Below are 20,570 nucleotides of genomic sequence, written 5' to 3' on the forward strand. Positions count from 1 at the left end.
TTGGATTTGGATTTGGATGAGATTGCAAGTTAAAACAACTTGTTCTGCATCTGCTTCGGTAACACAAATCCCAAATTTTCTAGCCTCTAGCCTAAGCGCCTCTAGTAAAACTATAAATCTGCTGAGTTTCCAAGCGATCGCATATCGTCGAAGGTAGAGTATCCATAGAGAAGGTCTGCCGATCTAGGTTAACTTGCAAGTTACTTAAAGGATCGCTACCAGGAGAAATCAGAAATTCTAACTTCTCGACATAGGACAAACTTGTCAGATGATCTAAGATATGGAAAATTGCTTGCAGATAAGGATGACCATTTTGCTGATACCAATCACTATCAGCCACATTTGCTTGATCAAAACCCAAGTGTACTGTTAAAGATGTTTGAGCAAACAATGCCAACCCTAACGGACGAGCTTCTTCTTGTAATAATAAATGATTATTTTTGGCTAAATGCCGTAATTTATCTAAGCGTTCATAGCGCTGAGTGACTAATTCCGGGTCATCTTGCCAGTTAATTGCTACTGTCACTAAGTAAGTCTGTAACAGCATATGACCCAGCTTTTGGGCTTTGGTTGCCAAATAATAGGAATTGTAGTCGTTAGCTTCAATCAACAACGGTAAGCGGTCAACGACTTCCAACCCGTAACCCTTGAGTCCAGCAATTTTACGCGGATTATTAGTAATCAGGCGAATCTTTTGCACACCCAAATCCATGAGCATTTGCGCTCCCATACCATAATCACGCAAGTCCGCCGGAAATCCTAAACGCTCGTTGGCTTCGACTGTATCCAGTCCCATATCCTGTAAAGAATAGGCTTTGAGTTTATTAATTAAGCCGATTCCCCGCCCTTCTTGACGCAGATAAACTACGACCCCTTGACCAGCCGCTTCAATCATTTTTAATGCTGCTTGTAGCTGCATTCGACAGTCGCAGCGTAATGAACCCAAAGCGTCACCAGTTAAACATTCCGAGTGCATCCGCACCATCACAGGTTCATCTTTAAAATTAGCCGGATCACCCTTGACAATAGCAACGTGTTCTGTATTATCCAGAGTATGGCGATAGGCATAAATATCAAACAGACCGAACTGACTAGGTAGCTTGGTGACTACTTCACGATATACCAAGCGATCATGTTGCAGACGATAACTAATTAAGTCCGCAATACTAATAATTTTGAGATTGTGATGTTGAGCATATTCTATTAACTGGGGCAACCGCGCCATTGAACCATTAGGGTTTTGAATTTCACAAATTACCCCGGCTGGATATAGCCCTGCTAATCGAGATAAATCAACAGCCGCTTCTGTATGTCCGGCGCGTTTGAGTACACCGCCCAATTTGGCACGAATCGGGAAAATATGACCAGGACGACGTAAATCTGTAGGTTTTGTCGCTGGATTGAGGGTAACTTGAATCGTGCGGGCGCGGTCTTCGGCGGAAATGCCAGTAGAAACACCCAATTCAGGGCCAGCGTCAATACTGACAGTAAAAGCTGTTTGGTTAGTATCTGTGAGATTCGTCACCATTAAAGGCAAGTCTAATTCATCCAAGCGATCGCCTGTCATCGCTAAACAAATTAACCCTCGTGCTTCCACCGCCATGAAATTAATCATATCTGGTGTCGCAAATTGGGCAGCACAGATTAAATCGCCTTCATTTTCTCGATTTTCATCATCTACTACCACAATGACGCGACCTGCTTTTAAGTCTGCCAAAGCAGCATCAATGGCATCAAACTTAAAGGCAGGGGTTGACGAAGTAGATGTATCAGTGTTTTCCCCTGCTTGAGGAGCCACACCCGTGGGGGTGTCTTCCCCATTGAAGGGAGTAGAGTGAGACTGCCGCGTAGGCTTAGGGTTTGACACAGAAAATTTCCAGCTACCAGAAAGTAAACTTTTTTAACAATTTCTTCTTTTAGATTGTAGCTCGTTTATGCAGCATAGAAGTAGACTAACATTGACACTCTCCGGTATAAACAACAGTGAACATCAGCTTACTGCCTGAGGCTCCGGGGTTTTCGGTATATTCTTCATAACAGACAACTAAAGATTAACCAAAAGCGGATAAGGATTTCATCATCATGGGTAATTTGAGACGCGTACCAGTTGGGATTGTTGGCGCGTCAGGCTATGGCGGGGTGCAACTAGTAAGATTACTGATGGAGCATCCAGAACTCGAACTAGTGTATTTAGGGGGTGAGAGCAGTGCAGGAAAATCCTTTGCAGACCTCTACCCCCATCTGGCTCATTTAGTTAATTTGCCAATCGAGGCAGTAGAGCCAGAGGTGATTGCTCACCGCTGTGAAGTAGTATTTCTTTCTCTACCAAATGGTCTGGCTTGCCAAATTGCCCCAAAATTATTAGAAAAAGGCTGTAAAGTCTTAGATTTGAGTGCAGACTATCGATTCAGTGATTTGGTAACTTACACCAATTGGTATGGCACACAAAGAAGCGATCAGACAACTGCCGCCACAGCAGTATATGGTTTACCAGAACTTTATCGCGATCGCATTGCCGAAGCCCAGCTAGTTGGCTGTCCTGGTTGCTACCCCACTGCCAGCTTGTTAGCACTTTCACCACTTTTAAAGCAAGGCTTAATCGTTCCCGAAACCGCCATTATTGACGCCAAGTCTGGCACATCCGGCGGCGGACGGCAAGGCAAAATTAACTTGTTACTAGCCGAAGCAGATAACTCATTAGGAGCTTATGGTGTCGCTCGTCACCGCCATACCCCGGAAATTGAGCAGATTTGTAGTGATTTAGCCGGTCACGAAGTCACAGTGCAATTTACGCCCCACCTCATCCCAATGGTGCGCGGGATTTTGGCTACAGTATATGCCACACTCCGCGATCCCGGACTAGTGCGAGATGACTTGACGACAATTTACACAGCCTTTTATCGCAACGCACCCTGGGTAAAAGTATGCGAAAGTGGCATTTATCCCCAAACAAAGTGGGCTTGTGGCAGCAACCTTTGTTTCATTGGTGTAGAAGTTGACCCGCGCACTGGCCGAGTGATTGTGATGTCAGTTATCGACAACTTGATCAAAGGACAGGCGGGTCAAGCAATTCAATGTTTAAATCTAATGATGGGTTGGGAGGAAACCTTGGGGTTGCCCAAATTAGGATTTTATCCCTAATCCGGGACTGGGGATTTGGGCTTGGGAATTGGCAAAAAACTTCCCCCCTGCACCCCTGCCTCTACTTAGGCCCTAAACCTACAACACCAGCATAAATGGCGCGATCGCCTAATTCATCCTCAATGCGTAGCAAGCGGTTGTATTTCGCTACTCGTTCGCTGCGACAGAGGGAACCTGTTTTGATTTGACCGGCGCGGGTGGCTACGGCTAAATCGGCGATAGTGGTGTCTTCGGTTTCCCCAGAACGATGGCTAATTACTGACCGGAAACCATTGCGGGTGGCTAAATCAATGGTTTCTAAGGTTTCAGTGAGGGAACCAATTTGATTGAGTTTAATCAAAATTGAGTTACCGGCTTTTTGCTCGATGCCTTTTTGCAAGCGGGTAGCATTGGTCACAAACAAATCATCTCCCACCAACTGCACACGGGAGCCTAACTTTTGGGTAAGTAATTGCCAACTCTGCCAATCTTCCTCATGTAACCCATCTTCAATGGACACAATGGGGTATTGATCAACTAATTGACCCAGGTAATCAATAAATTCCGCAGGAGCGTGGGGTTTACCATCATAGACATACTGCCCATTCTTGTAAAATTCACTCGCCGCCACATCCAGGGCCAAAGCTACTTGTTCTCCTGGCTTGTAACCAGCTTGCTTAATGGCAGCTACGAGTAATTCCAACGCCACCTGATTGGACTCTAGGTTAGGGGCAAAACCACCTTCATCGCCCACACCAGTTAATAAACCCTTTTCATCCAATACCTTACTCAAGGTAGCAAATACTTCTGCACCCCAGCGCAACGCTTCTTTAAAAGAAGGCGCACCAATGGGGACAATCATAAACTCTTGGAAATCCACGTTGTTGGCTGCGTGAGCGCCACCGTTAATTACATTCATCAACGGTACAGGCAACAAATTCGCTAACGGGCCACCCAAATAGCGATACAGGGGAATATTCAAAGATTCAGCACCGGCTTTAGCTGCTGCTAAGGAAACCGCCAAGATGGCATTTGCACCCAAATTGGATTTATTCGCCGAACCATCCACAGCAATCATTGTCCGGTCTAACAGTTCTTGGTTGAGGACATCCAAGTCTAATAACTTCGGAGCAAGTAACTCATTCACGTTTTGCACCGCCTTGAGAACCCCTTTACCCCCATAACGGCCTTTATCACCATCCCGGAGTTCATGCGCCTCAAAAGTACCTGTAGATGCACCACTGGGAACCTGTGCTAAACCCACAGTACCGTTAGCTAAATGCACTTCGGCTTCCACTGTTGGTCTACCACGCGAGTCAAGAATTTCGCGGGCAACAATCGCCTCAATGGCAGTATCTAAGTAGTTACTCATTTGTTTTTTGTCCTTTGTGTCTTTTGCAAGAGTGCATTCCTAACGTTGATGGCATACATTCCAGTCGCTTACCCCAATCGTTAGCATAGGCGGTTAAGTGACTATGTAGCCTGAGATTAAACAAGATTTCCACTGACGAGGTCAACTTTCTGTAAGGGAGTTGGGAGTTGGGAGTTGGGAGTTGGGAGTTGGGAGTGGGGGAAAAGCAGGGTGCAGAGGGAAGACTGTGGTTAGTAATAAAATTTTTCTGCCTCATCCCCCTTATCTCCCATTCCCCAGTCCCTATTAAAATCAGTAAGAGAGAACAAATCAGGAAATAATTATGCGCTTACTACACACAATGCTGCGGGTAGGTAACCTGGAAGAGTCTTTGAAATTTTACTGCGATCTCCTGGGAATGAAATTACTGCGGAAAAAAGATTATCCAGGTGGAGAGTTTACCTTGGCTTTTATTGGCTACGGCGATGAAAGCGACAATTCCGTCATAGAACTAACTTATAACTGGGGTGTGGAAAAATACGATTTGGGTAATGCTTACGGTCACATTGCCCTGGGTGTCGATGATATTTATGCCACTTGTGAGGAAATTAAAAATCGCGGTGGTAAGGTGACACGGGAGCCAGGGCCAATGAAACACGGTTCCACAGTAATTGCCTTTGTGGAAGACCCAGATGGATATAAAGTTGAACTTATTCAAGTGGGTACTCAAGGGTCAACAGTTAAAAAGGAATCACCAGAACAATTGGTGAATAAATAAAAATGAAAGGGAACAGGGAATGGAGAATAGAAAAACTTACTTACCTGTTCCCGCCCCATAGGGGCTTGATGGAGGTTAAGTAGTATAGTAACTGTGCGATCGCACTCCAGCAATTTCCCAGTCAACTCATCATAGGGAAATCCTCTAAACAGGAAAAACATCTTCTCTAGCCTCTAACCTCTAACCCCTCAATTTGGCAAAATTCGCTCATCTGGATATTTTCGTTTTAAATTGGAAATAGGGCAGGAAGTAAACTCCTACCAGTGACTAATCTCAAACCGCAACCGCAAATACACGCGGATAAACATTGTTAACGTTTGGATAACTATTTAGGGAGTGGTTACTGGGAAAATATGACTAAACTATGTTTTCATCCTAGGCTAATGATAGGGGACGCCGCGAGAGCGTCTGATACCTCTACGTCATTCCCCAGTTCTTTACCCAAAATCTCACATCCATAAATTGAAAAAATTGCTATCAGGGAAATTCTCCCGGCAAATTCCTGAAAAATCCCAAATCTAAAATCTTTAAAGATGCAGCCTACAGATCCCAATAAATTTACTGATAAAGCCTGGGAAGGAATTGTTAAATCTCAGGATATAGTTCGTGCATATCAACAACAGCAACTAGATGTTGAACATTTAATTATTGCTCTTTTAGAAGAACCTACAAGTATAGCTATCCGGATTCTCGCCCGCGCTGAAGTTGATCCTATTCGCTTACAACAACAATTAGAAGCTTTTACCCAGCGTCAACCGAAAGTCGGTAAAAGTGACCAACTTTACCTCAGTCGCAGTTTAGACACATTGCTAGACCGCGCCGAAGAAGTTAGGGTGAGGATGCAAGATGCCTACATCTCAGTGGAACATATCCTTTTGGCTTTTGCCGATGATGAACGCATCGGTAGGCGAATAATCAAAGGTTTTAACGCTGATGGCGCTAAGTTAGAAGCCAGTATCAAAAGTATTCGCGGTAGCCAAAAAGTGACAGATCAAAATCCAGAGTCTCGCTATGAAGCTTTGCAAAAATTCGGGCGGGATTTAACGGAACAAGCTAAGGCTGGTAAGTTAGACCCAGTAATTGGTCGAGATGACGAAATTCGTCGGGTGATTCAGGTATTGTCACGCCGGAGTAAAAATAACCCAGTGTTGATTGGTGAACCTGGGGTGGGTAAAACTGCCATCGCCGAAGCTTTGGCGCAGCGGATGGTAAATGGTGATGTGCCAGAATCTTTGAAAAATCGGCAGTTGATTTCTTTAGATATCGGCAGTTTAATTGCTGGCGCGAAATACAGGGGTGAATTTGAAGACCGTTTAAAAACTGTACTCAAAGAAGTAACTGAATCTAACGGTCAAATTGTCTTGTTTATTGATGAACTGCACACAGTTGTGGGTACTGGTTCCAATCAACAAGGGGCGATGGATGCGGGTAATTTACTCAAACCCATGCTGGCGCGGGGCGAATTGCGATGTATTGGTGCTACCACACTAGATGAATACCGCAAACACATTGAAAAAGATGCAGCCTTAGAACGGCGTTTCCAGCAAGTATTTGTGGATCAACCCAGTGTAGAAAATACCATTTCCATTTTGCGGGGATTAAAAGAACGCTACGAAGTTCACCACAACGTCAAAATCTCTGACTCAGCCCTGGTAGCAGCCGCAACTTTGTCATCTCGTTACATCAGCGATCGCTTCTTGCCAGATAAAGCCATAGACTTGGTAGATGAAGCCGCCGCCCAGTTGAAAATGGAGATTACCTCCAAACCCTCAGAATTGGAAACCATTGACCGCCGCTTGATGCAGCTAGAAATGGAAAAGCTATCATTGGCTGGAGAAGAGAAGGAAACTGCACCAGCTAGGGAGCGTTTTGAGCGCATTGAACAAGAAATTGCCGACTTGACGGAAAAACAGCAAGAATTTAACGAGCAATGGCAAGGTGAAAAACAGCTATTAGAGGCTATCAGCACCTTAAAGAAAGAAGAAGATGCTTTGCGGGTGCAAATTGAGCAGGCAGAACGGGCTTATGATTTAAATAAAGCTGCCCAATTGAAGTATGGCAAATTGGAAGGAGTGCAACGCGATCGCGAAGCCAAAGAAGCGCAACTGCTAGAAATTCAAAGCCAAGGTTCCACATTACTCAGAGAACAAGTCACAGAAGCTGATATTGCCGAAATCGTCGCCAAATGGACAGGTATCCCCGTGAATCGTCTTTTGGCATCAGAACGGCAAAAATTACTGCAACTAGAAAGCCATTTACATCAACGCGTTATCGGGCAAGAAGAAGCAGTAGCAGCAGTCTCCGCCGCCATTCGTCGCGCCCGTGCAGGGATGAAAGATCCCGGTCGTCCCATCGGTTCATTTTTATTCATGGGGCCTACAGGTGTTGGTAAAACCGAACTTGCCCGTGCTTTAGCCCAGTTCCTCTTTGATTCCGATGATGCCCTGGTACGCTTGGATATGTCCGAGTACATGGAAAAACACTCAGTTTCCCGGTTAGTGGGTGCGCCTCCAGGATATGTCGGTTATGAAGAAGGCGGTCAACTTTCCGAAGCTGTGCGCCGTCACCCCTATTCGGTGGTGCTACTAGATGAAGTAGAAAAAGCCCACCCCGATGTGTTTAATATTTTATTACAAGTATTAGATGACGGTAGAATTACTGATTCTCAAGGGAGAACCGTAGACTTTCGCAACACCGTTATAGTGATGACCAGTAACATCGGCAGCGAATATATTTTAGATCTTTCAGGTGATGACACCAAGTATGAAATAATGCAAACCAGGGTAACAGATGCCCTGCGATCGCACTTCCGCCCCGAATTTCTCAACCGGGTAGATGATATCATTCTCTTCCATGCCCTCAGCCGTTCAGAAATGCGCCATATCATCCGCATTCAATTAAAACGGGTAGAAAATCTCTTGCGCGAGCAAAAAATCTCCTTTGAAATATCCGCAGCCGCCTGTGATTACTTAGTAGAATCTGGCTACGACCCAGTTTATGGTGCCAGACCCCTCAAACGAGCAATTCAGAGAGAAGTAGAGAACCCCCTTGCCACCAAGTTATTAGAAAATACCTTTATCTCTGGAGACACAATTTTCATTGATAAAGAAGACCAGGGTTTAACCTTTAGTAAAACCATGCCCGTCAAAGTCACAGTCTCACCATCCACAGTCAAAGTCGTGGAATGAAAAGGTTCGTAGTGAGGACTTTAGTCCTCTCTTCTTTTTTCAAAATAATTTTCCATGTTAGACACTTACTCAATAATTTCGTCATATTGATTAGTGTCATCTTCAGGCAATTCGTTCATTTCCAGCAATACATTCGCCAAAGTTTTTTCATCTAGCCATTGATGACGTTCTTTAGTATAGTCTCCTTTACCGGGACTGAAATACCGAATAAACCGAATAGTATCCACAACTCCCAGAGAATTAATTAAGGCATCATAGCCCTGTTGAATAATTTCATGTTGCGTTTTCATCATTACTGTTCTCGGCTTGTATTACTTCTGCCAGCCATTGAACCGGATTATTGGTCTTGACTGCAATTAATTGAGAATTTTTTTGGGCTTTTTTTAAAAGTCTGTCATCTGTTGTGAGAAATATATCAGCCTCTGCTCTTTCAGCGCTGGCGATATGGGTGGCATCATAGCTAGAGAATCCTAATTTTTGGAGTTGGTCTGCTCTGTCTACAATAAAAGCACTATTGATAACTTTGATTTTAGCAATAGAAAGTAATTTTTTGACGTTTTTTAGTCTTTCTAAATCTGGGGTTTGGTTTAATTCGGCTATTAAAGCACTGCTGTTAACAAGTTTCCAAGTCGCTGATCTACAATGGTTAAGAATTGTCGTAATCGCTTGCGCTTCTAAATAAATACGGGATTATGTCTGGTCATCAAACAGACGATTTAGACAACAAGCATATAGATAGATTTTATATTGTGTACTCATGATGTTCATAGCCAGTAATATTACAGCGCAACCAACCTGTTCAGCAACACTGGCAATTGACTGTGATGAAGTTCAACCGGCAAAACGTTAATTTCGTCATATTGATTAGTGTCGTCTTCAGGCAATTCGTTCATTTCCAGCAATACATTCGCCAAAGTTTTTTCATCTAGCCATCTCACTTAGTGCATAAACAATTGCAGTCATACATATCAAGTGTATGTAAAGACATTCGATAGGTGAGTGACTGCAATGAAGAGCTTAACTTTGAACTCGAAGATGATTTGTGGAAGTTTGATTGCCTTAAGCTTCCTCTGTGTTACCCCCAAACCTGCAATGGCTCAACTCAACTGTAGAGTAGTAGAAGCATTGGGGAATAGTCTGCAATCGGATATTTTGACAGAATTAAATAACAATTTAGCTGGACAACGGGAACGAATTAATCGGCGCAAAGAGTTACAAATTAATCATATAGAGAACGTTTCTTTTAATGGTTGCCGGATGACAACTACAGTTAATGTAACTTTAAAACGCAGAATCCGCCGTGATGCCCACGGAACAGTACAAGTAGGCGCAGATATTACATCCTTGAATATACCTAATCGACAATTATGCTATAACAATGCCAGAGTAAGCAATGTTAATTTAAGTAGAACTTTGAAAATTGGTGAAGCTGTTTATAAATGGGTAGCAAATGCCATCCTTCCTAATAGTGGATGTTTTGGGGGTTAAATCTGGGGTTTGACACAAAGACTCAGAGTGCGTCCGCAAAATAAGTGTCACAGCGATCGCGTAGCAGAATTAATCATAAGCAATACATAAGAAGTTCAAGCAGCAGAAATTTTAATTGCGATCGCCTTATCTGGAAATCCATCCCAGGAGACTACCGAAGAACTCAAAGATTTATGTCTACATAATTTCTAAAAACAACTGTTTAGCTGTTCGACCAGCAACTTCCCAATTCAGACGATATAAATATTCATTGAATGATGAAATAGCTAATTCTTCATATTTTTGATAATTAGTTAAATAGTGAACTATATAATTACAATAATCTTCTATAGATGCGTCGACTGCAAAAGTTTTACCATTGACATCATCTTTAATTACAGTTGGTATGCCCGCTATATTTGTTGTTAAACAAGGGACACCAAACGCATTTGCTTCCACCAAAACATGAGGATTAGTATCTGCTCTAGTAGGTAACATCAAAAAATGAGAATCACCTATCAGTTTACGCATCCTAGATAAACCATCGGGTGTAGACTTATTAATATATCCCAATGGCTTCACAAAACTTGGTAATGGTTCTTCAGAAATAGGTTGGCATCCTATAATTGTTAATTCTGTTTTAAAACCTATTTTGTTTAATTGTTTAGCTACTGCAAGGGCAATATCTCCACCTTTTCTTTGCCAATAAACACCAGAAAAAAGCAGCTTGCATGGAGTTTTTACCCGTGAATTAACTAGGTTTTTAATATCTGTAAATGTTCTTTCTGGCTGAAGTTCTATATTTGCACCTCTAGGAATTACCCTAATTTTTGCCCTATCTATTCCATAAGTTTTGATGACGGTTTCTACTGCCCATTCAGATGTAACTATCAGTAGCTTACATCTTTCTAATGCAGCTTTCTCCATGTTATAAATATTATTTTTAGTTTCTTGGCAGAGATTACTCAAGTAAGGAAAAAAATTAATTAATTCTACTAATGTTGTATCTATCCACAGAACTATTGGCTGCTGACATTCTAGGTAAGCAGTAGGGGTTGCTCCCTCTGGAGAAATAATAATATCACTATTTAAATACGCTAATTTTTTACTTACTTGATTGGCGTAATTTTGACAAACAATTGGTTCAGCCCAATTATAATAATCTGTTTTAAATAAGTGATGATAAAATAACCATTTACTTCTGGTTAACCAAGGATATTTTTTTTGTAATGGGCCCAAATAATCAATGAAAATATTTTGATTTGTTAATGCCTTGGCAATAAAATTACTTGCGCCATAATTTCCGCCATGATACTTTGGCCAACTAGCAGTATTTTGGACATCATAAGTGGTGACATAAGCAATTTTCATAAACTAGATTCGCTATGATTTTTTTTAGTACAAATATTTTCAAAATATTGAATAGTTTGTTTAGCTAAACCTGACCATTCTAAATTTTCTAAATTAGCTTGTAGCGATCTCTCCCCTTGAATAGCCCAATCTAATGCTGTAGCTAAAACTTCTGTAGTCAACTCTCCAGGGTATAACTTTACCCACTCTATCCCCACCTGTTCTTGTAGTTCTTTCATTGATCCTTTATCAGGCACTAATATAGGAGAATCAAAAGATAAAGCTAATAAAGCACTACCTGAGTTCAGAATTTCTTGAAAAGGTAAAACTACTAAATCAGCAGCATGGAAATAGATTTGTAACTGTTCCTCAGGGACAAAAGAAAAATGCAATTTCACCCTGGAATCATTACCTGCTAAGTTCGATATTTGAGTGCCTAGTTCTGGCACTTCAATTTTGCCTGCTATCAACAATACCCAATTATTGATATCTAATTCTCGAAAAACTTGCACTAAATGAGGAATATTTTTGTAATAGTCAATGTATCCCAGGAACAAAAGTAAATTACAGCCGGGATAAATATCGAAAGATGACCTAGCTGCTTCACGAGTAATTTTATTAGAATAAATCTGCCGATAATGACCATGAAGAATAACTTGATGAGAAATATTTTGCAATTCAGGAAAAGCTTTTTTTGCTAATTCCTTACTCATTTGACTATGACTAATACATCCATCAACCTGCTTGATAAACTGCGACTGAAACCAATTTGCTAATTGAGGATGTAATAGAGAATGAGGATACTCATCGTGAATAGTCCAAATAATTTTTGTTCCCCTAACCTTAGCCCAATTTATAGCTAACAATAGTGTAATTGCCCGCAAAAAAGCTACAACTAAGTTTGGGTGACGCAATATAGTTTCGGTTGGCCAGTGCAGATGAAAAATGTCATAGTGTTGACACAGCAACTTACTAAAACTAAATTCCTCAACTGTCGCACCATATTCAAGCATGTTTGAATACAAGAGCCAGTTATAGGGGTTTTTATACTTAGTTTTAAATGCTGGCCAGGCAATAAGTTTCATCAAAAATTACCTATTTAAATCAATCATGATTGATTGTGTGATACTTTGTCTACGAAATACTTTACGAACTATCGGCTTTGCGATCGCTATTTACCCGCTACTATAAACGAGTAGGGAAATCCGCATCAGTAATATGGTGTAAACAAACCTTGATAGGGCAAACGATCGCCACCATTATGCCCTTAAAATTCACAGTAGGCAAATTTTATTAATCTAAGGTTATGCTAGAACAAGGCACTATCAGTATTCATACTGAGAATATTTTCCCAATCATCAAGAAGTCCCTGTACTCAGATCACCAAATCTTCTTGCGGGAATTGGTATCCAACGCTGTAGATGCTATCCAAAAGTTGAATATGGTATCCCGCGCTGGAGAATTTGCGGGAGACACAGGTGAACCGGAAATCCAAATTGCTATCGACAAAGATAAAAAAACCCTTTCCATCACCGATAACGGCATTGGGATGACAGCAGATGAAGTTAAGAAATATATCAATCAGGTAGCTTTCTCTAGTGCCGAAGAATTTATTCACAAATACGAAGGTAAATCAGATCAACCAATTATCGGTCACTTTGGTTTAGGTTTCTACTCCTCCTTCATGGTGGCGCAGAAAGTAGAAATTGATACTCTCTCATATCGAGAAGGCGCACAAGCTGTCCACTGGAGTTGTGATGGTTCTCCTGCGTTTACTTTAGAAGAGTCTAGCCGCACTACTCGTGGTACTACTATTACTCTCACCCTCCAAGGAGAGGAAGAGGAATTTTTAGAAGCTGCACGGATTAAGAATCTTGTCAAGACTTATTGTGACTTCATGCCAGTACCCATCAAACTGGAAGGCGAAGTATTAAACCAGCAAAAAGCACCTTGGCGGGAGTCTGCTAGTAACCTGAGTCAAGAAGATTACTTAGAATTTTACCGATACCTGTACCCATTTCAGGAAGAACCTCTGTTATGGGTGCATTTAAATACGGATTATCCCTTTATCATCAACGGGATTTTGTATTTTCCCAAAATGCGCCCCGATGTGGATGTGACCAAAGGGCAAATCAAACTATTTTGCAACCAAGTTTTTGTTAGCGACAACTGCGAAGAAATTATCCCCCAATTTCTCACGCCCATGCGGGGTGTGATTGATAGCAGCGATATTCCTTTGAATGTGTCTCGTAGTGCATTACAAGGCGATCGCACAGTCCGCAAAATCGGCGATTATATAGCCAAGAAAGTAGGCGATCGCCTCAAAGAATTGTACCGCGACAACCGTGAACAATACATCAGCGCTTGGAAAGACCTCGGCACATTTGTAAAATTTGGTGTTCTCAACGACGAGAAATTCAAAAAACAAATCGAAGATATCATCATCTTCCGCACCACAGCAAAGCCAGAAGGGAGTAGGGAATCGGGAGTAGGGAATAGTGAAAGCCCTTCTGTTCAAGTTCAATCAAGTGAAGAAGATGCTTGGCAAGATGTCACTCCTTCCCCTGACTCTCCCACTTCCCACGCCCCATATACAACCCTGAAAGAATACTTAGAACGTAACAAAGAACGTCACGAAAACCGGGTTATCTACAGTACCGATGAAGCCAGCCAAGCTACCTATATAGAACTACACAAAAACCAAGGCTTAGAAGTCCTGTTCATGGACTCCTTCATCGATACCCACTTTATCAACTTCCTCGAACGGGAATATTCGGATGTCAAATTTACGCGGGTAGACTCAGATTTAGATAACACCCTACTAGATCAAGACAAAACCGGGGAAATAGTTGACCCCAAAACCAACAAAACCAAGAGTGAGGTCATCAAAGAGTTATTTGAAAAATCCCTCAACAAACCCAAAGTTAACATCCGTACTGAATCTTTAAAATCAGACGATCCCCAAGGAACACCACCAGCAATGGTACTGTTACCAGAAATTCTTCGCCGTCTGCGAGAAATGAACGCCATGATGCAGCAGCAGAACGCAGAGTTTCCCGAAGACCATATCTTGCTGGTAAATACAGCGCATCCCCTAATTCAAAATCTCACCAACCTTAGCCAAGGCAGTATTATTCAGGGTGATGGTCAGTCATCGACAGATCAGTTAGTGACGATGATTTGTCAACACGTTTACGATTTAGCGCTCATGTCCCAAAAAGGATTTGACGCTGAAGGCATGAAATCTTTTGTCGAGCGCTCAAATGATGTGCTTACTAAGCTGACAGAACAAGCCAGCAAATAAGGGAATTCCAGAAATTAAATTATCCCATCTTGTAGGGTGGGCATCCTGCCCGCCCTGAATATAAGCCAAGCAAGATGCCTGCTCTACAAAGAATTTTGTCATACTTTTTTACTTGGAAGTCCCTAAAAGAACGTGAATTCGACGGAACCTAACCCCAACCCCTTCCCTTGTAGGGAAGGGGCAAAAAATATCTCACGTGGTACGAAATAATCAGCTTTTTAAGCCTCTCTCCTTGCAGCTACGGTGTACACACAAGTCTTATCAAGTTGTCTAGTAGCGTTTCGATCCCCCCTAACCCCCCTAAACCCCTTCGGGGATGCGCCTTCGGCGTAGAAAAAAGGGGGGAAAAGAATCAAAGTCCCCCTTTTGAAGGGGAGCCACTGCGTTGGGCGGGTTTCCCGACTTGTAGCAAGTGGCGTGGATTTAGGGGGATCAACCCAAATTTTGCACCCAGCACAGAGATGTGTGTACACCGTAGCTGCAAGGAGAGAGGAATGGAAGCGGGGTTTTTAGTCCACACAGGTAAACTTTGTTTGTGTAGTAGCGACTTCTAGTCGCCCCAAACAGCTAAGTCCTGATAGGACTAAAATAGAAAGGTTGTATTCAAATAGTCATCTGGAGATAGTTGCTATGTCTCGCCGCTGTGAATTAACTGGTAAAAAGGCAAATAACGCCTTTGCAATTTCTCACTCTCACCGCCGTACCAAACGCCTACAGCACGCCAATCTGCAAAACAAGCGTGTTTGGTGGGCTGGTGGAAATCGCTGGGTAAGAATGAAGTTGTCTACTAAAGCCATCAAAAGTTTAGAAACTAAAGGCTTAGAAGCAATGGCTAAAGAAGCTGGAATTAATCTGAATCATTACTAAACTTTTGAACAAGGTATAGACTGCCAAACTTAATTTCTCAGTATTTACCTGTAAGAGAATATTTACTCCAGCAGCCTCCCCATTTCGGGGAGGTTTTTAATTACTTCATATCATATCTCGCACTAGCCCAGAAACCTCTAAGCCAGTTGAAAACTTTGATTTTTCCTTAGTCCGCAATCGCAAAGTAACATTCTTCTAAATAAAAACACGGTACATATAAAATCTTTTTTTATAGATTAATTGAAAACTTTACACAAATTCAGTAATTTCCAGTTTCAAGGTCAGCTTTCAATAATGTTATAAACGAACAGTACTTATATCAATTTGTTTTTAGTTGTGTAACTACTTAATTTGCGATTTAGCAAAACCACAACAGTTATATCAACATCAACCTGGACTTCAAGATTAATAGTTTGATAATTACGGACTATTAAGATAACTCCAACAAAACCTATATTTGCATCAGTTCACTGGACAAGGGAGCAACTATGTCTAGAAGACAAAATCCACTCAAAAAAATAACTAGAATCTCACAAAAAATAGCTCATAAATTATTACGAGCGATCGAAAGAAAAATTGTTTGGTTACTGCGAGCCATTTTTGGACTTAATAAAAGACGAGAACCAGCCAATGCAGGATTCGTTTTGCCAACAGTGGTCATGGTTTCAGTAGTAGTGGTTCTCATGACCACTGCAATTATGTTGCGGTCGTTTGATCGGGCTAAAAATGCCAGCAATGTCCGAGTCAATGAAGCAGTTTTAAGTGCTACCACTCCAGCCATTGATAGAGGGAGAGCTAAATTAAATAAGCTGTTTCAAGATAGAAGATTGCCAAGGGCTACACCAACTGATGAAGCGTTGTATAACGTTCTCATAGATAAATTAAACGAATATACCTTTGGTGATGAAACTCAATTACAACTAGGGTTTGATATCAATAGTAATAACAAAGTTGATCAGCCAATTACTGATCCACCAGAAAACAGAACACCAATATATCAAAACGAAACCTTTAAGACTGCTTGGAAGTTTCCTGTTGATACTGATAACAACGGAAAATTTGATAGCTATACAGTGTATGGAATTTACTTTAGAACTCCCGAAGTAAGTAGTGATAATAGATACAAGCGTGCCAGAAATCCTTTAGAAGCCAGAACTCCACCAATGGTACAAGGTACTTTGGATACAAGTTGTGGTGCTAACACAAGTGCAGTTTTAGTAGGTAACACAGGATGGATTAAACAAAACAATGAGTTAAAAAAATCATTTTTTATTTATACTGCCACAGTCCCAATTACATCTAATCCACAAAACGATAGTACTATTACTGCGGGCGATAAAGATAAATATGAGCAGTACAAAGGGAACATGGGTTTTGCAGCTATAGAGTATCAACAAGATCGGCTACAAATACCACCAAATAATTATGCTGTTGTTTATGAAGATGATATAGAAATTACTCCAGGCGCAGCATTAAATTTAAATGGAGCAATTTTTACGAATAGTAACCTCCTCACTGACGGTAATATCAAATTATATCAAGTTAGTGCTTTAAAGTCCTGTTTTTATCAACCTACTAATGCCAAAATTGTAGTAGGTGGTAATTTAGCTATTGACAAATTTACTTCTAATTCTACTAGCAATACTTCAAGTACTAAAGTTGATTTATTCAAAGGTAAGACCACCACTCCAACTGAGAAAACTTGGACAAGAGCAGTAATTGCAAGTCCTCAAAGCACGGCTTATAACAATCAAGCTTATGTGAGTCGCATCAATAGACTAGTTACTGCTCAAATAGCTAATAGTTTAGATACTGACCCATCGGAAGTAAAAGATGGGATTGCAAAGAAAAAGAAAAGTTTAGGTTTAACCAGTTTTACAACACTAGAACTAGACAAAATTCGCCGTCAACAACTCGAACTATATTTTAAAAGACGCACTCGGCGTGTACCTTTTGCAGAAGTTGCTTTTAATGGTACAGATGCAAGTCCTAGTCCATTGTTGCAAGGTAGTGTTGATACTCTACGTGCTAATGATAAGTGGATTTATCCCACAGATCCAACTGATGGTAAAACAGGTACTGATTACACTAAACTAGCGCTTAATATCAGTAGTACATCTCTAGAACCAAAAGCCACAGAACCAAAAGAACTCAAAAAAAATAGTGGAAAAGAAGCAGAATTAGGTGATAGAGTTTTAGTTGGGAACAATTTACCTGAACTCTGGTGGGATAAAACCAAAGGGCGATTTGTTGGGTCAGGTGTTGAAGATACGCAACAAATTAGTGGTATTAAATGGGATCAGCCAGCTGATACAACAGAAATACGCACCCGTCAGTCTTTAGTGCAGACATTAGCTGATGTTGGATCTACAGAAAGAGATGGAGATTGGGAATTAGACGCAGCTAGAGTACCAGCAGATCCCACAGAACCTGTTGGCGGTTTACGAGTCGTGACTGGTGCGGGTATTTATTTGAAAAACGATGGCACTTTTGATAACACTATCAAAACAATTTGGCCAGATACAATGCCCGTGCCACAAGCGGGACTACCAATACAAGAAAATGCAAATGGTACTCCAACACTAGATGCAAACAGTCAGCCGATCACAACTAAAACTATCCAACCATATTGGATGTATTCTTACATGATAAGTGCTTCCAATAGTATAGGGGGAATAACCTATACATGGCCAGAACCTACAAGTAACAACGTTCCTCGCTTACAAATGCGAGCTACGGCAGTTTATCATTATAAATCTACTAACTACAATGCACAAACGCCAAAACCCATAGCATGTGTAAGTAGTTTTTATGTTCCGACTAATCAATATAGAGCTAAAAATCAGCCGGGTCTGCCCTGGAATGCCTCCATAAACGATCCTACTCGTTCACAGCGAAATGGTTTATCCAACAACGGTATAGTTTATCCTGCACCTACCAAAACTGTTAGCGATTATTCTACAGTGCTGACTTACCAATCTCAATTAAGGTATCCAAATGGACGTTTAATAGATGATGGACTACTGGAACGAGCATTGGCAAAAACAGCCGCAAACCGTACCTTATCCGAGCAGTCTGCTATTGATGCTCAACTTTGCGCTCTCCAAATCAGATATGACTCTACTTTTCTACCTGTAACTAGTAGTCCTGTCATTCCTCACGGTGCAATTAAAGAAGTATCATTTTTAGATCCAAGGGAAGTTCAAGGTAACAGTGGTGCTAACAATAATGTTTTACCAACTGATACCTATAATCGTGATGTCATAGATAGACAACCAATAGAAATTCGCGCTACTGTCTTAAATCTTGGTCTTTTGAGTGGAACAACTATTGGTGGAAGCAGCCCATCGCAAGAATACTTACTACCCAATAGCGGTATTATCTACGCAACTCGTGATGATGCTCTGCTAGACATGAGTGCAGATATCACGGCACTTCCCTTAGCTGTAAGTAGTTCAACTCCAACCGAGGCAAATAAACTAGTTAGTCCTGTGGACTTTAAACTTGATCCTACCCGTCGTCCTAATGCCATTATGCTAGAAAGCGGTGACAAATTAGGACGCACATCTACTTACAGAGATGTAGAGAAAGGATTGATTTTAGCTACCAATTTGCCTGTATATGTTAAGGGTAACTTTAATCGCCATCAAGACTCTGCTGGTAACGAACAACAAGAGTTTACACAAAAACTCGACGGAGATTGGACTAGTGCTAAATTTTACACTGATCGCACTACACTTAATTCCAACTTTGCTTGTCGCAAGAACGACCCCAGATTACCCAGTTGTAACATTGGTGACGAATGGCGACCTGCAACTGTATTAGCAGATTCCGTTACCTTACTTTCTGGAAGTTTTAAAGAGGGATACCGTGATGAAGGTGACTATAGCTGGAGCCAAAATCCCCTAGCCTCAGTACCAACTGGTTTTTCAAGGTTTAATAACTTTGTTACTCAGGTTAAATGGTATGACAATACGGGTAAACCTAGCTATTCTAGTTCCTACTTAAATAACTTTGTCACACCCATTGCTTTGAGAGCAGTGCCAGGTGCATATTTAACAGAAGTTTGTCCTGTAACTAATGGAAAGGGAACAATAGGAACAGGAAAAGACGCAATAGAAGTAGATGCAGCAACATTCTGTAGCGATCCTAAAAACTGGACTATTCAAACATCTTGTAGCGATAACGGTGGGGGCAATACTTATCTCAATGACAAAATTGTAGATAAGAATGGAGATCCTAATAACAGTAGGATTAAAACCGGATATATCTTTGATGATCCAAAAGCTTTTGGAGATGAAAATAACAAAGAAGCAAAATGTTTCGATAATGATGCTCCCCGCAGAATAGCCTTTGTTAGAGATTTAAGTACAGGAAAAATAATCTCACCACTTCAAGTTTTAGGCGTTAACACAAGTGGGAAAGTCAAAATATTTGACTTTGGTAATCCTGGTTCAGACCTCATGCCTCCACCGAATGGTGTCTCTATGCCTTGGTTAAAGACAACTGTAAGTGGTGGTAACATCACAGCACTTACGCCTGTTTTACAAATTAAACAACCTTTTGCTACACCTGCTAGCCCAGATAACACTAGCAAGATTGGTGGTGAAGGTACTAGTAGACAAGATAGCAACAAATGGCTACAAGCAGCCGGTGCTGACACTACTTTCAACTTAATTGTTGCTGCTGGAGATAGCCCAGCCCGTCCTACAGAAGATAACGGTGGTTTGCACAACTTTGTCCGTTTTATGGAAAACTGGCAACCTCCTAGCGGCACCAAAAGAGCTATTATTAGCGGTTCTTTCATGCAAGTTAAAAAGAGCGCCTACGCCACAGGCCCATATAACGGAGCATCTAACAATAGTTATGGTATTGACATTGATAACGGTAGAGGCACTGGCTTTCTTCCTCCTAAGAGACAGTGGGGTTATGATGTAGCGCTCCTGTCTCAAGCACCTGACTTATTTGCCAGCAAACTGGTACTTACACCACCTGATTTACCAGACGAGTATTTCCGCGAAGTTGGTAAAGATGACAAATGGGTACAAACATTGTTATGCGCTAGAAATGGCACTGACAATACTAAATTTGCCATAGATACAAATCAGCGTCCTTCCAACTGCCCATCATACAACTAGAATCTGG

Annotated in this window: 13 protein-coding genes; 7 read left to right on the plus strand and 6 right to left on the minus strand. The window is 41.4% G+C overall.

Translation table 11 applies throughout. The features are described from left to right. Positions 1–91: 91 nt before the first annotated feature. Positions 92–1,867: a bifunctional 3,4-dihydroxy-2-butanone-4-phosphate synthase/GTP cyclohydrolase II gene (gene ribBA / locus ACM0OT_RS08945; protein WP_414564031.1), complete on the minus strand. Its 1,776-nt coding sequence runs from the start codon at positions 1,865–1,867 to the stop codon at positions 92–94. Between the two features lie 215 nt (positions 1,868–2,082). On the opposite strand from ribBA, the gene argC reads away from it, so the two are divergent. Beyond that, a complete protein-coding gene (argC, locus tag ACM0OT_RS08950; RefSeq protein ID WP_414564033.1) occupies positions 2,083–3,141 on the plus strand; it encodes an N-acetyl-gamma-glutamyl-phosphate reductase in 1,059 nt (352 codons plus the stop codon). A 61-nt stretch (positions 3,142–3,202) separates the two neighbouring features. Here argC and eno read toward each other — a convergent pair whose 3' ends face one another. Beyond that, positions 3,203–4,492: a phosphopyruvate hydratase gene (eno, locus tag ACM0OT_RS08955; protein WP_414564035.1), complete on the minus strand. Its 1,290-nt coding sequence runs from the start codon at positions 4,490–4,492 to the stop codon at positions 3,203–3,205. A 322-nt stretch (positions 4,493–4,814) separates the two neighbouring features. Here eno and gloA point away from each other — a divergent pair, with 322 nt between their 5' ends. Both gloA and clpB read left to right on the plus strand, forming a co-directional pair. Further along, positions 4,815–5,249: a lactoylglutathione lyase gene (gene gloA / locus ACM0OT_RS08960; protein ID WP_414564037.1), complete on the plus strand. Its 435-nt coding sequence runs from the start codon at positions 4,815–4,817 to the stop codon at positions 5,247–5,249. A gap of 533 nt (positions 5,250–5,782) precedes the next feature. Then, positions 5,783–8,437: an ATP-dependent chaperone ClpB gene (clpB, locus tag ACM0OT_RS08965; protein ID WP_414564039.1), complete on the plus strand. Its 2,655-nt coding sequence runs from the start codon at positions 5,783–5,785 to the stop codon at positions 8,435–8,437. Between the two features lie 65 nt (positions 8,438–8,502). On the opposite strand, the gene ACM0OT_RS08970 is transcribed toward clpB, so the two are convergent. Next, a complete protein-coding gene (locus ACM0OT_RS08970) occupies positions 8,503–8,727 on the minus strand; it encodes a hypothetical protein (RefSeq protein WP_414564235.1) in 225 nt (74 codons plus the stop codon). Further along, positions 8,711–9,121 carry a PIN domain-containing protein gene (locus ACM0OT_RS08975; protein ID WP_414564236.1) on the minus strand — a complete coding sequence of 137 codons (411 nt, stop codon included), beginning with the start codon at positions 9,119–9,121 and terminating at the stop codon, positions 8,711–8,713. The genes ACM0OT_RS08970 and ACM0OT_RS08975 overlap by 17 nt, the downstream gene beginning before the upstream one ends. A gap of 324 nt (positions 9,122–9,445) precedes the next feature. On the opposite strand from ACM0OT_RS08975, the gene ACM0OT_RS08980 reads away from it, so the two are divergent. Next, positions 9,446–9,925, plus strand: coding sequence for a hypothetical protein (locus ACM0OT_RS08980; protein ID WP_414564040.1), 480 nt, complete (start codon positions 9,446–9,448; stop codon positions 9,923–9,925). Positions 9,926–10,102: 177 nt separating this feature from the next. On the opposite strand, the gene ACM0OT_RS08985 is transcribed toward ACM0OT_RS08980, so the two are convergent. Beyond that, positions 10,103–11,275 carry a glycosyltransferase family 4 protein gene (locus tag ACM0OT_RS08985; RefSeq protein ID WP_414564041.1) on the minus strand — a complete coding sequence of 391 codons (1,173 nt, stop codon included), beginning with the start codon at positions 11,273–11,275 and terminating at the stop codon, positions 10,103–10,105. After that, positions 11,272–12,267: a glycosyltransferase family 4 protein gene (locus ACM0OT_RS08990; RefSeq protein WP_414564042.1), complete on the minus strand. Its 996-nt coding sequence runs from the start codon at positions 12,265–12,267 to the stop codon at positions 11,272–11,274. Before ACM0OT_RS08990 ends, ACM0OT_RS08985 begins: the two co-directional genes overlap by 4 nt. A 293-nt stretch (positions 12,268–12,560) precedes the next feature. Here ACM0OT_RS08990 and htpG point away from each other — a divergent pair, with 293 nt between their 5' ends. The 3 genes from htpG (at position 12,561) to hpsA (ending at position 20,563) form a co-directional block, all read left to right on the plus strand. After that, the gene (gene htpG, locus ACM0OT_RS08995; protein ID WP_414564043.1) at positions 12,561–14,558 is read left to right on the plus strand and encodes a molecular chaperone HtpG; all 1,998 of its coding nucleotides are present in this window, start codon (positions 12,561–12,563) and stop codon (positions 14,556–14,558) included. Positions 14,559–15,188: 630 nt separating this feature from the next. Further along, entirely contained in the window at positions 15,189–15,425 is a 237-nt protein-coding gene (gene rpmB, locus ACM0OT_RS09000) for a 50S ribosomal protein L28 (protein ID WP_414543547.1), read from the plus strand. 488 nt (positions 15,426–15,913) lie between these two features. After that, positions 15,914–20,563 (plus strand): hormogonium polysaccharide biosynthesis protein HpsA, encoded by a 4,650-nt coding sequence (gene hpsA / locus ACM0OT_RS09005; RefSeq protein ID WP_414564044.1) that lies wholly within the window; start codon positions 15,914–15,916, stop codon positions 20,561–20,563. Positions 20,564–20,570: the final 7 nt, after the last annotated feature.

The sequence above is a fragment of the Anabaena sp. CCY 9613 genome (assembly GCF_963920895.1).
Lineage (GTDB): Bacteria > Cyanobacteriota > Cyanobacteriia > Cyanobacteriales > Nostocaceae > Cyanocohniella.

Bases quoted from the DNA above. Each gene is read 5' to 3' on its own strand.
- argC (WP_414564033.1), top strand. From the start codon at position 2,083: ATGGGTAATTTGAGACGCGTACCAGTTGGGATTGTTGGCGCGTCAGGC.
- eno (WP_414564035.1), bottom strand. From the start codon at position 4,492: ATGAGTAACTACTTAGATACTGCCATTGAGGCGATTGTTGCCCGCGAA.
- gloA (WP_414564037.1), top strand. From the start codon at position 4,815: ATGCGCTTACTACACACAATGCTGCGGGTAGGTAACCTGGAAGAGTCT.
- clpB (WP_414564039.1), top strand. From the start codon at position 5,783: ATGCAGCCTACAGATCCCAATAAATTTACTGATAAAGCCTGGGAAGGA.
- ACM0OT_RS08970 (WP_414564235.1), bottom strand. From the start codon at position 8,727: ATGAAAACGCAACATGAAATTATTCAACAGGGCTATGATGCCTTAATT.
- ACM0OT_RS08980 (WP_414564040.1), top strand. From the start codon at position 9,446: ATGAAGAGCTTAACTTTGAACTCGAAGATGATTTGTGGAAGTTTGATT.
- ACM0OT_RS08985 (WP_414564041.1), bottom strand. From the start codon at position 11,275: ATGAAAATTGCTTATGTCACCACTTATGATGTCCAAAATACTGCTAGT.
- ACM0OT_RS08990 (WP_414564042.1), bottom strand. From the start codon at position 12,267: ATGCTTGAATATGGTGCGACAGTTGAGGAATTTAGTTTTAGTAAGTTG.
- htpG (WP_414564043.1), top strand. From the start codon at position 12,561: ATGCTAGAACAAGGCACTATCAGTATTCATACTGAGAATATTTTCCCA.
- rpmB (WP_414543547.1), top strand. From the start codon at position 15,189: ATGTCTCGCCGCTGTGAATTAACTGGTAAAAAGGCAAATAACGCCTTT.
- hpsA (WP_414564044.1), top strand. From the start codon at position 15,914: ATGTCTAGAAGACAAAATCCACTCAAAAAAATAACTAGAATCTCACAA.